Source organism: Parabacteroides faecalis (genome assembly GCF_022809355.1).
GTDB classification, from domain to species: domain Bacteria; phylum Bacteroidota; class Bacteroidia; order Bacteroidales; family Tannerellaceae; genus Parabacteroides; species Parabacteroides faecalis.
Genome location: NZ_JAKZMM010000010.1, coordinates 73,981 through 86,787 on the forward strand (window position 1 = coordinate 73,981; position 12,807 = coordinate 86,787).

Sequence of the window (12,807 nt, forward strand, 5' to 3'; positions counted from 1 at the left end):
AGGGTTTCGAAATCGATTCTCGTTTATTTTGGAACAGACAGGAAAACAACTGATTTTTTTTAATATAAGATATACGTTTTGAACGATTCTTCCGTTATACAATATACGATAGAATCAGAAACATAACCGTTGCTCGTCCTTATCTTTGCAAATATGATCAGCAAAACGGATCAACCGGATCAAGGGAATACGAGCGAAAGAATAAACAGGGAAATAAAGAATGATTGACTATATAAAAGGCGAAATCGCCGATCTGGCTCCAGCCCGCATGTTGATGGAATGTTATGGTATTGGTTACGAGATAAATATATCATTAACCACCTTTACAGCCTATCAAGGGAAAAAGGAAGGAAAAATCTATGTATATGAAGTAATCCGTGAAGATGCCCATCTGCTGTATGGCTTTGCTACGGTTCTTGAACGGGAATTATTCCTGTTACTTACGTCTGTTTCGGGTGTAGGTCCGAATACTGCACGTATGATCTTATCTTCCTTCCAGCCTACCGAACTGGTTCAAGTCATTGCCTCAAAAGATGAAACAGCCCTTACTTCTGTCAAAGGAATCGGGCTAAAAACCGCCCAACGCATTCTGGTAGATCTGAAGAACAAAGTAAAATCAATGGAGGCTTTGGCTCCGGCTCCTTCGCAAAATACCAAGATCATGGCTCACACCGAAGTAGCCGAGGAAGCCGTTGCTGCCCTAGTTATGTTAGGATTCCAGAAAGCAGCATCTCAGAAAGTGGTTACGTCAATTCTAAAAAATGAGCCGGCTTCGCCTGTTGAACAGGTTATCAAACTGGCACTTAAAATGCTTTAATGAAACGGAATAGCAAATATATTATATTGATTTGTTCGTTCATCCTGATAAGTAGCTTATGGGCATTGAACGCAGATTTCCTGGAATCGTCCCGATTCTTGCCGGAGTTTGAGCTGGAAGCTCCTGCCCCACAAGTACCGGATACGATACCTCCACGGTTTCCTGTTTCCAAAACAACAACAGAAGAATACGAAGATTTGCTGAAAAAGTCGCCTGCCGACCTGAAAGATCCGGAAAATATCAAGACGACCATCGAGTATGATATCAAAACGGGTGCTTATATTGTCCGGACGAAACTGGGCGATATGGAACTGGGTACTCCCATGACGTTAACACCCGAAGAGTATCAAGACTATAGCATGCAGCAATCTTTGCAATCATACTTCCGTGAGAAAAATGCTGAAGAGTTCGAGAAGGAAGTCAACAAGAAGTTTAATATCACCGACATGCAGTTCGATTTGGGACCAGCCGAACGCATCTTCGGTAAAGGAGGTGTACGGGTAAAGACGCAAGGTTCCGCCCAATTATCGATTGGATTGAAAACCAACAAGACGGACAACCCTTCACTCCCGATCCGTTCTCGAAAGCAAACATCATTCAATTTCGACGAAGATGTACAGCTGAATGTTCAGGCATCCGTCGGTAGCAAGGTAAATTTCGGTATGAACTACAATACTGAAACCTCTTTCGACTTTGACTCTAAGCAGTTAAAACTGGCTTATACGGGAGAAGAAGACGAGATCATCAAGTCGATCGAAGCCGGGAACGTCAGTATGACCACCAGTAATTCGCTGATCAATGGTGGAGCAGCGTTGTTCGGTATGAAAGCAGATCTGCAATTCGGTAAATTGCGTGTCAACGCTTTACTCGCCCAACAGGAATCTGAATCCAAGACAGTCAATTCCAAAGGTGGCGTACAAACCAAACCGTTTGAAATCACAATCGATAGCTATGATGAGAATCGTCACTTCTTCATTGCCCAATATTTCCGTGACCGGTATGATCAGGCATTGGAGAAATTACCCCGTGTCAATTCTGCCGTTACCATCAATCGTGTGGAAGTCTGGATTACCAATAAGCAAGGGAATTACGACCAGGCTCGTAATATCGCAGCCTTCTCCGACTTGGGTGAGAATAAACACATCAGCAATCCTCAATTTTCTCCACAAGGAAGTTCCGAATTGCCTAACAACGAATCCAATAATTTATACCAGACTATCGTAAACAATTATCCGGATGCCCGCGAGATCAGTAAAGTAACCCAAACATTAAACGGAGTATTGGAAAGCGGACGGGATTACGAAAAGATAGAAAGTGCCCGGTTATTGAATGAGTCTGAATATACCATCAATAAACAACTCGGATACATTTCATTGAATACCCAATTGCAGCCGGATGATGTTCTGGCAATTGCCTACGAATATACCAGCGGCGGAAAAGTATATCAGGTGGGTGAATTTTCGAGTGACAATACGAACAATACAACGACCTGTCTGTATCTGAAACTGTTGAAAGGTTCCAATATGTCACCTAAAATGCCTTTCTGGGACTTGATGATGAAAAACGTTTATTCGCTGAATGCTTATTCCGTACAGAAAGAGAAATTCCAGTTAAACATCTTATATCAGAACGATACCGTAGGTACTGCCGTCAATTATATATCAGAAGGAGCTATCAAAGATCAGATCTTGCTGAAAGTAATGAATCTGGACCGCTTGAACTCTCAGGAAGAAGCCTACTCGGATGGTTTCTTCGACTTTGTAGACGGTTATACCATCATGGCTGATAAAGGTAAGGTTATTTTCCCGGTAGTAGAACCTTTCGGTTCACATCTCCGCAAGAAAATAGGAAATGATGCTATTGCTGATAAATATGTCTTCCAGGAATTGTACGATTCTACGCTGACTTATGCCCGACAGATAGCTGAAAAGAATAAGTTTATCCTGCAGGGTGAATACAAAGCCTCATCAGGAGCAGAAATACAACTCGAAGCAACCAATGTGGCAAGAGGTTCGGTTAAAGTTACTGCCGGAGGAGCTGTGCTGACGGAAAATGTAGATTATACGGTCGATTATGCTTCAGGTATCGTAACCATCCTGAATGAAAATATTATATCCAGTGGAACTCCTGTCAGTGTAAGTCTTGAAAACCAATCCACTTACAACATGCAGCGTAAGACGATGATGGGTGTTGACCTGAATTATCAGTTTACTCCTGATTTCAGTCTGGGAGCCACCTTGATGCATATGTCCGAAATGCCGTTGACAACCAAAACGGTGATGGGTGATGAATCCGTGAAGAATACATTATGGGGATTAAATGCTTCGTACAAAGGAGAAAGTCAGTGGCTGACAAATATGCTGGACAAGCTGCCGTTGCTCACCTTAACGAAACCCAGTCAGATTGCTTTGAATGCCGAATTTGCCCAGTTGATTGCCGGACATTACGAGAACGATTATACAGGCCAGTACTCTTATCTGGACGACTTCGAATCTACTCAAAGCACAATTGATTTGCTGAATCCTTATCCCTGGAACCTGGCAAGTACACCGTATGATGATGCGGCGACAGCTCTCTTCCCCGAAGCCAGCAGGATCAACGACGTGGAATACGGAAAGAACCGTGCTTTGATGGCCTGGTATTACGTAGATGGTATCTTTACCCGTAAGAATTCTCGTTCATTGCCAAGTCATATTACGAAAGATGACTTGTCCAATCACTATGTTCGTGCCGTTCAGACGACCGAATTGTTCCCGAACCGGGATGTCAGCATTAATGAAGACAATCAGTTGTCCGTATTGAACGTCGCCTATTACCCCAACGAACGTGGTCCGTATAACTTGGATGCACAAGGCGTCAACTCGGATGGTACCTTGACAAATCCCGAGAAACGCTGGGGTGGTATTATGAGAAAGATTGATCAGGTTGATTTCGAGACAGCGAATATCGAATATATCGAATTCTGGTTAATGGATCCTTTCATCTATAATGCCAATACAGCACAAGGAGGTGATTTGTATTTCAACTTAGGAGATATTTCCGAAGATATTCTGAAAGACGAAAAGAAATTCTTCGAGAACGGTCTTCCGGTTGATGGAGATATGAGCCAGGTAGATACAACTGTATGGGGTAAAGTTCCCAAGCAACAAAGTACAGTGTATGCTTTCGATAATTCAGCCGGAGCCAGAAGCTTGCAGGATGTCGGATTAAACGGTCTGTCGTCTGAAGAAGAATTAAATTTCCCGACATATCAGCAATTCTTATCCGAACTGACACCTCGGCTTTCTGCAGAGACATTGGAAAAGATGACAAGCGATCCGCTGTCTGTCTTGAACAACCCTTCTGGAGATAAATTTCATTATTTCCGTGGTTCAGACTATGACGCTCAACAATTGGATATCTTGAGCCGATACAAACGATATAACGGTACGGAAGGAAACTCGGAAGAATCAACGGAAGCATACAACACGGCTTCTAGAACTACTCCCGATGTAGAAGACTTGAACCAAGACAATACGTTAAATACGAATGAGAAGTATTTCGAGTACAAGATCTCTCTTCGTCCGAAAGATTTACAAATCGGTTCTAATTATATCGTGAATATTCAACCTGTCACGGTGACATTAGCGAATGGAACTTCCGAAAGTATCAACTGGTATCAGTTTAAAATACCTGTTAAGCAATATCAGCGTAAGGTTGGTTCGATTGAAGACTTTAAGACCATCCGCTTTATGCGTATGTATATGACCAACTTCAAGGAATCAACCATTCTCCGTTTCGGAGCTTTCGATCTGGTTCGAGGCGAATGGCGTACCTACGAGGGTGATCTTTCTAATTCAGATGTTCCTGTAGCCGATGGTACGTTAGAAGTATCTACGGTTAATATCGAAGAGAACAGCAAAAAGACTCCGGTCAATTATGTATTGCCGCCGGGTGTATCCCGTATGCGCGACCCAAGTCAACCGCAGATCAGACAAGAGAACGAACAATCTTTGTCATTAAAAGTTACCAACCTGGCTTCACAGGATGCTCTGGCTGTTTATAAGAGTACCAGTTACGATTTGCGTCAATACAAGCGGATGCAGTTGTTCAGTCATGCCGAAGCATTCATCAACGATGCAACAGCATTAGCCGACGGTGAATTATCCGTCTTCCTGCGTTTGGGTTCAGACTATAAGAACAATTACTACGAATATGAAGTTCCGCTGAAACTGACTCCTGCAGGTACGTACAGCGATGGTTCGGAAACCGTATGGCCGTCTCAGAACTTATTGGATATTCAATTAGAGACACTGACGAACTTAAAACTAAACCGTAACCGGGCCAAACGGCAAGGACAAACAGGAGTAACTTATCAGACGGTTTATTCGGAATATGATCCGAACAATACCCGTAATAAAATCAGTATTGTGGGTAATCCTAGTCTGGCCGAAGTAAAAGTCATCATGATTGGTGTCCGTAATAATTCGCGCGAGACCAAGAGTGCTGAAATTTGGGTAAATGAATTACGTCTGACCGACTTCAACGAAGAAGGCGGCTGGGCAGCTAATGCTTCCTTAAACGTTGGCTTATCAGACCTGGGTACAGTCAACTTTGCGGGTCGTATCGAGACGGCAGGTTTCGGTGCATTGGATCAATCTGTCAACGAAAGAAGATTGGACGACTACTCTCAATATAGTGTTTCAACATCGCTTGAACTGGGTAAGTTCTTCCCTGAAAAAGCCAAGGTAAGCATTCCGTTCTATTATGCTTATTCGAAAGAGACAACGACTCCGAAGTATGATCCGTTAAATCAGGATATCAAGATGAAAGATGCTTTGGATAATGTAGAAACTCAGGCCGAGAAAGATTCTATCAAGAATTATTCTATCGACCGGACTACAATCAAGAGCGTATCATTCAATAATGTCAAAGTAGATATCCAAAGCAAGAATCCGATGCCGTATGATCCGGCCAACTTCTCGTTAAGCTATTCTTATAGCGAGAACAGTAAACAGAATCCGGAAACGGAATATGAACGGACCAAAGACTGGAACGGTAGCTTTGCTTATAACTATACCCCATACGCAAAGCCATTCCGTCCTTTCCAGAAAATGAAACAGAACAACGGATATACCAAATATCTCAAACAGTTCTCGTTGAATTATCTGCCTTCGAACATCAGTTTCCAGACAACGTTGATGCGTAATTATTATGAATTGCAGCTGCGCGATTTGACCAGTCAGCAATATACCGGAGGAAAGAATAATATTCCGGTTTCATTCAGTCAGGAGTTTTATTGGGACCGGGCTTTCAGCTTGCGCTGGGACTTTACCAACAACTTGTCGGTTAATTTCACGTCAGGAACAAATGCCCGTATCGAGGAACCGTATGTACAAGTCAACAAGCAATTGAATCCGGACGGGTATAAAGTGTGGAAAGACTCGGTGATGCAAAGTATCAAAGATTTGGGTACGCCGCTGAAATACGACCAGCAGTTTACAGTAACCTGGAATCTTCCGTTGCAATATATTCCGGTTCTCGACTGGGTAAACAGTTCGGTTTCTTATGATGCTACCTATAACTGGGAACGAAGCGCGGAAATTGAAGGAGATGATCCGATTGGTAACGTCGTCAAAAACCAGCGTCAGATCAACGGACAAATGAACCTGAATCTGCAAAGCCTGTATAATAAGAACAAGTATCTGAAGAAGATCAACCAGAAGTTCAATACGTCTTCACGCAACAACAACCAGAAGAAGAAGGTGAAGAAAGAGGTAAAACTGGAGAAAGACATCGTCTTGAACCCGGATAGTGGAACCATCGTACAGCACGGTATGTTTACCAAGAAACTGCGCATTACAGCTCGTGGAGCCGATGGTAAAGTATATGCCGTCAAATTCAAGCCGATCAACTATGCACAGGTAATGATTCTCAACAAGGATACGGCACATTTGAAACTGACTATCAAACCGGGTCCTTCGGGCGGTGAGGAAATGTGGAACAAATCCGTCGAATATGCAACTCGCTTTGCCATGATGTTGAGACGTATTAACATCCAATATACAACCAGCGATGGTATGATGCTTCCTGGCTTCTTGCCGGAAGTTGGTGATATGTTCGGACAATCGCGCTCAAGCATCGGTATGGCTCCGGGACTCGGCTTTGCTTTCGGAGGTGTAAGTCGCAGTTATATCGACTATGCCAACGACCGTGGCTGGCTGATCACCAATGATTCGACGAACATCACACCGGCGATGATCAGCAACGCACGTAATTTGAATATCAATGCAACTTTGGAACCAATTCCAGGATTGAAGATTGACTTGAATGCCAACCGGGTTGATACCCGAAATACAGAGGTTCAATTCATGTATGCCGGCATGCCTGAAACGTATAGCGGTAACTTCACGATGACAACCATTGCCATTGGCGGTTCGTTAGGCGGAGGCGGTAATGCAGATAATAATTATGCCTCCAAGAAGTTCGATAACTTCTTAGCCTATCGGGAAATCATTGCTTCCCGAATGGAAAATGCTTACGCACGGACTTCTTATCCGAACTCCGGATTCATTGAAGGAACGGCCTTGGCAAACCGCCCTTATAATCCGGATAATGGGAATGTCAGTCTTAATTCGGCAGATGTTTTGATTCCAGCATTCCTGGCTGCTTATACCGGAAAAGACCCGTCGAAGGTAGAACTCTCGGCTTTCCCGTCGATCCGTAGTCTGCTTCCGAACTGGAGAATCACCTACAACGGTCTGACAAAAATACCGTTCTTACAACGTTACTTCAAAGATGTTACCCTGAGTCATCAGTATAAAGCATCGTATAGTGTGGGTTCTTTCTCATCATTCCTGAACTGGGTGGATGCCGGACAAGATGGATTGGGTTATGTCCGTAGTGTATTGACAGGAAATCCGACACCGTCTTCGCCTTATGATATCTCGGCAGTCAGCATCACCGACGGTTTCAGTCCGTTGTTAGGTGTAGATGCCACGGCCCTGAATAATATCACCGGTAAAGTTGAATATCGGACAACCCGGAACTTAAACCTGAACATCTCATCGTATCAGCTGGTAGAATCCAACTCCAACGAGTTTGTCATCGGTTTGGGATACAAGTTTGTCGAGTTCAATAAAGTCTTGAAGATGAAGAAAACACAGAACTTCAGCAATGACCTGACAGTCAATTTGGACTTCTCATACCGGAAGACGCAGTCGCTGATTCGTAAGATTGAGGAACAATTCACGCAGGCAACCAGTGGAAACATCGCCAAGACGATCCAGTTCTCTGCCGATTATGGATTGAGTCGCGCCCTGACTCTGCGAGCCTTCTACGACCTGCAAATCAACAAGCCGTTAGTATCAAGCGAATCCTATCCGACTTCCAATTCCAATTACGGAATCAGTCTCCGGTTCTCGCTGGCACAATAAGACAAAGAATCTCCTCCAAATAACAAAATGAAAAACACCGGGAATCAGATCATCAACTCCCGGTGTTTTTTGTTTTCTGTATATTGATTATTCAAAATAAGAATACAAAAACTTTGTTCATGCTTTTAATAAGAAAATGATTTCTTCTCCAAATCATCCATAGATCAATGTTTTTGTCGCATCCACATTCTTTTTCAAATATGGATTTTGAATGGTTTGTTCTTCTAGTAAATCAACTTTTCTTCCTAGCAACTCTTCCAGTGAATATTTGAAATCAAAGTAATTATCAAAGTAATCTTTCACTTCCGACTTATTGAATGTAACCAACAAGTCCACATCACTTTCTTCATTAAAACGACTGGTAAGTATAGATCCAAACACAAACAATTTGCTTACATTGTACCTTTGGCATAAAGAAGCAATCTTCTGTATGTTATTCCCTATCAAATCCATAAACGTAAGTTACTTATGGCGTAAAGATACAGAAATCTATGAGAAATTAAAGATTTTGAGAAGATATTTCATTTTTATCGCATCATGTAGGTCTCAGCGAGGTTTTTTCCGCAAGGAAAAAATACCAATGAGCCTCAGCGAAAATGTTGAAGCCCTACAAAAACGCCATGTAGCCTGCATGGAGCTGCCGTACCCCTACAAAAATGCCATGTAGCCTGCATGGAGCTTCCGTATCCCTACAAAAACGCCGCGCAGCCTGCATGGAGCTTCCGTATCCCTACAAAAACGCCGCGCAGCCTGCATGGAGCTTCCGTATCCCTACAAAAACGCCGTGCAGCCTGCATGGAGCTTTCGTACCCCTACAAAAAGTTCGTGCAGACCTGCATGAAAATTTCGTAGGAAAACTTTCTTCAAAAAAAATACATTTTTTCTGTAACGCAAACCCGAGTGCCGTCGTCTTACGGACAAATAAGATTAATAAACAGAAATCATGAAAACATTCTTTACAGCATTATTACTGTGTATAAGCTTGGGTTGTTTAGGACAAAACGTCCAACTGAAAGGAACGATCAAGAACGAGGATAAACAGGCCATCGAGTTTGCCAACATCGTTTTGCAGACACGCGATTCGAATATGGTAACCGGAGCTTCATCCGATGCCAAAGGACATTTCGAATTAGTGAATATCAACGCCGGAACGTACCGGCTGGTCATTTCAAGCGTCGGTTATCAGACACAGGAAATCTGGCTGGCCGACTTGAACCAGTCCCGTAACCTGGGTGAGATTTATCTGGCAGAAGAAGCCTTTGCTCTCGACAATGTCACGGTAACCGCTTCGGCACAACGGAGCGAAATAGACCGGAAGATTGTTTATCCTTCCGAACGCCAGCAAAAGGCCTCGGCCAACGGCGTTGATTTGTTGCAACAACTGATGCTCCCGCGTCTTCAGGTTGATCCGGTAAATAATACCATTCAGATTCCGGGCGACGGCGAAGTACAGTTGCGCATCAATGGAGTGAAAGTGACAAACCAGGAAATCCGTGCCTTGCGTCCGGATGAAATCATCAGGGTAGAATATCATGACAATCCCGGATTACGTTACGGGAATGCCGAAATCGTCATAGATTACATCGTACGCCGACCGGAAACAGGCGGAAACTTCGGCGTTGACATCATGCAGTCGCCGCATGTTGCCTGGGGAAATTACCAGGCCAGCATGAAGATCAACCATAAGAAGTCGGAATTCTCGGCCAATTACTGGGGCGGACCACGCGACTTCTACGGCGCTTATCGGGATAATCAGGAAGACTTCAATTTGGGAAACGGAACGGAACTGCATCGGTACGAAAAAGGAGTTCCTTCACACTGGAAGCTGATGCAGCAATGGCTGAACGTAGCTTACAACCTGCAGGACAATAATAAATACCAATTCAACGTATCCCTCAATTATTCCGGGAACAATGTACCTATCGAACGCTTCAAAGGGCAATTGATCAACCGGGCGGATGAAACAGACTATGTGGATATGCTCGACGAGACCAGCAGTCATTACCATCGTCCTTCGCTCGACATCTATTATCAGCGCAACCTGAAGAAAGACCAGGTCTTGATCTTCGATGTGGTAGGAACCTACAACAAAGAATTCTCCGACCGCCTTTATCAGGAAAGCCGGGAAAATGATATGCTGACCAATATCCGGAACAAGGTATATGGAAAGAAATATTCCATCATCGGCGAAGGAATCTACGAAAAGAAACTGGCCAACGGAAACCGCTGGGGAGCGGGTCTGCGTCATACGCATTCCTTCTCCAACAACGATTATATCAACGGACATACATACCGGACGGAAATGCAACAAGGTTCGACCTATCTGTATGGAGAATTCCGGGGAAAGGCGAAGAAGTTGGACTATATGTTGGGCATTGGCGGGACACGTTCGTTCTATCGTCAGGAAGGAAGTGTGGATTTATACCAATATTATACCTCCAATCCGCGACTGACGCTGAAATATACCTTCAACGATCGGGCATATCTCCGCTTGCGGTCGTCCATCAGTAACGAAATGCCTTCGTTAGGAAACCTGAGTGCCATCGATCAGGTAATTGATTCCCTGCAAATCCAACGTGGTAACCCGAATCTGGAATCGTACTTATATTATCGGACAAGTTTGGATGGTGAATGGTCAAAAGGAATCTTCCACACCTACTTCAGTATGAGTTACAATTATAAGCCCAATGCTATTATGGACGAGAAGTATGTAGAAGGAAACAAGATTATCCAAACGTGGGACAATCAGAAGAACTGGCAAAGCCTTACACCGATGATACAGTTGCGTGTCGGTCCGGTAGCCAATATCCTTCAATTCTCTGTCAGTGGCGGATTGAATCATTACATCAGCAACGGCAATACCTATAAGCACCGGTATTCCAACTGGTGGATGGATGCCAGCCTATCTGCTAACTGGAAGAATTTCTCCTTCATGTATCAGATCATGACCAATCAGAACCGTCTTGTAGGAGAAACTGTTTCGGGAGATGAAAACGCACAAGTCCTGATGTTGAACTACAAATGGAAAGACTTACGTGTCGGAGCCGGCGTTATCAATCCATTTACCAACGATTACAAGACTATCAGCGAGAACTGGAACCAATATGCATCGAGCCGCAAGTCCAACCACCTGCAAGAAAGCGCCCACATGGCATTTATCACACTGAGTTATAACTTCTCTTTCGGCCGCCACTATAAGTCAGGCAGTAAGAAAGTAAGCAACCAGGATTCCGATTCAGGTATCATGCAGACGGGGAAATAAATTAGTAGGAAAGCACTTCCCATAAAAAAGGCTGCCCCAACCGGTGTCGGGGCAGCCAAAACACTCACTAATGTTTTCTGTAAGCTGTGAGGGTTGATTAATTATTTATTACTTAAGATTTCCAACGTATCCGAAGCAATCATATACTCTTCATCCGTCGGAACCACCATTACGGTCACTTTACTGTCCGGTGTGCTGATAACCATTTCTTCACCACGCATACCATGATTCTTTTCTACATCGATCTTCATGCCCATGTATTCCATATCCTGACAAACAACACGGCGAGTTTCCCACTGGTTCTCACCTACTCCACCTGTCCAAACCAAGATATCGCAACCATTCATGGCAGCAGCATAAGCACCGATATATTTCTTGATACGATAATTATACACATCCAATGTCATGATGGCACGTTCGTCGCCTTTTGCTACAGCAGCTTCCAAATCACGCATATCCGAAGAACCACCTACCAAACCGGCAACACCGCTCTTCTTATTGATCAGGTTTGATAGACCGGCAGCATCCAATCCTTCTTTCTCCATAATGAAAGGAATAGCACCCGGGTCAACATCACCACAACGAGTACCCATCAATAAACCTTCAGTAGGAGTCAAACCCATAGATGTATCAATACATTTACCATTCATAATGGCAGCGATAGAACCACCATTACCTACGTGAGCTGTAATAATCTTCTGGTCTTCATATTTTACACCCAGGATTTCACAAGCACGTTTGGAAACATACCGATGACTTGTTCCGTGGAAACCATAACGACGGATACCATATTTCTGATACAACTCATAAGGCAAACCATACATATAAGCCTTAGCCGGCATCGTCTGATGGAAAGCCGTATCGAATACACCAACCTGAGGAATACCCGGAATCAAAGCTTCCATAGCAGCAATACCCTTCAAGTTAGCCGGATTATGCAACGGAGCCAAGTCCGAACATTCAACAACTTTATCCAATACTTCTTTTGTCAGCAGAACACTGGATGCAAATTTCTCACCACCATGTACCACACGATGACCCACCGCATCAATTTCCTTATAATCTTTGATGCAACCATATGTATCATCTGTCAATACACTCAAGATAAACTGAATACCAGCCTGATGTTCTGGAATATCCTTTTCCAGAATCACCTTCTTACCATTCTTATCTGTCAGTTTCAGGAAAGCACCCGGCAAACCGATCTTTTCAATACCACCTTGGGCCATCACATCGCCCGAAGTCATATCAAACAACTTATATTTGATAGAACTACTACCGCAATTCAATACTAATATCTTCATACCTATTTG

5 protein-coding genes are annotated in these 12,807 nt (G+C 43.6%); 3 read left to right on the forward strand and 2 right to left on the reverse strand.

Annotation, left to right across the window (positions count from 1 at the left end; all coding sequences use genetic code 11):
- The first annotated feature begins 220 nt into the window (after window positions 1-220).
- Window positions 221-817: a Holliday junction branch migration protein RuvA gene (ruvA, locus tag MUN53_RS05620; protein WP_243323803.1), complete on the forward strand. Its 597-nt coding sequence runs from the start codon at window positions 221-223 to the stop codon at window positions 815-817.
- Window positions 817-8,232 (forward strand): T9SS outer membrane translocon Sov/SprA, encoded by a 7,416-nt coding sequence (sov, locus tag MUN53_RS05625; RefSeq protein ID WP_243323804.1) that lies wholly within the window; start codon window positions 817-819, stop codon window positions 8,230-8,232. The genes ruvA and sov overlap by 1 nt, the downstream gene beginning before the upstream one ends.
- 153 nt (window positions 8,233-8,385) lie before the next feature.
- On the opposite strand, the gene MUN53_RS05630 is transcribed toward sov, so the two are convergent.
- Window positions 8,386-8,685 carry a nucleotidyltransferase family protein gene (locus MUN53_RS05630; RefSeq protein ID WP_022456153.1) on the reverse strand — a complete coding sequence of 100 codons (300 nt, stop codon included), beginning with the start codon at window positions 8,683-8,685 and terminating at the stop codon, window positions 8,386-8,388.
- A 490-nt stretch (window positions 8,686-9,175) separates the two neighbouring features.
- Here MUN53_RS05630 and MUN53_RS05635 point away from each other — a divergent pair, with 490 nt between their 5' ends.
- Window positions 9,176-11,494 carry a TonB-dependent receptor gene (locus MUN53_RS05635; RefSeq protein WP_243323805.1) on the forward strand — a complete coding sequence of 773 codons (2,319 nt, stop codon included), beginning with the start codon at window positions 9,176-9,178 and terminating at the stop codon, window positions 11,492-11,494.
- A 101-nt stretch (window positions 11,495-11,595) separates the two neighbouring features.
- On the opposite strand, the gene MUN53_RS05640 is transcribed toward MUN53_RS05635, so the two are convergent.
- Window positions 11,596-12,798, reverse strand: coding sequence for an acetate kinase (locus MUN53_RS05640; RefSeq protein ID WP_243323806.1), 1,203 nt, complete (start codon window positions 12,796-12,798; stop codon window positions 11,596-11,598).
- Window positions 12,799-12,807 lie beyond the last annotated feature (9 nt).

Excerpts from the sequence above, each read along its gene's own strand:
- MUN53_RS05635 (WP_243323805.1), top strand. The coding sequence starts at position 9,176 with ATGAAAACATTCTTTACAGCATTATTACTGTGTATAAGCTTGGGTTGT.
- sov (WP_243323804.1), top strand. The coding sequence starts at position 817 with ATGAAACGGAATAGCAAATATATTATATTGATTTGTTCGTTCATCCTG.
- MUN53_RS05630 (WP_022456153.1), bottom strand. The coding sequence starts at position 8,685 with ATGGATTTGATAGGGAATAACATACAGAAGATTGCTTCTTTATGCCAA.
- ruvA (WP_243323803.1), top strand. The coding sequence starts at position 221 with ATGATTGACTATATAAAAGGCGAAATCGCCGATCTGGCTCCAGCCCGC.
- MUN53_RS05640 (WP_243323806.1), bottom strand. The coding sequence starts at position 12,798 with ATGAAGATATTAGTATTGAATTGCGGTAGTAGTTCTATCAAATATAAG.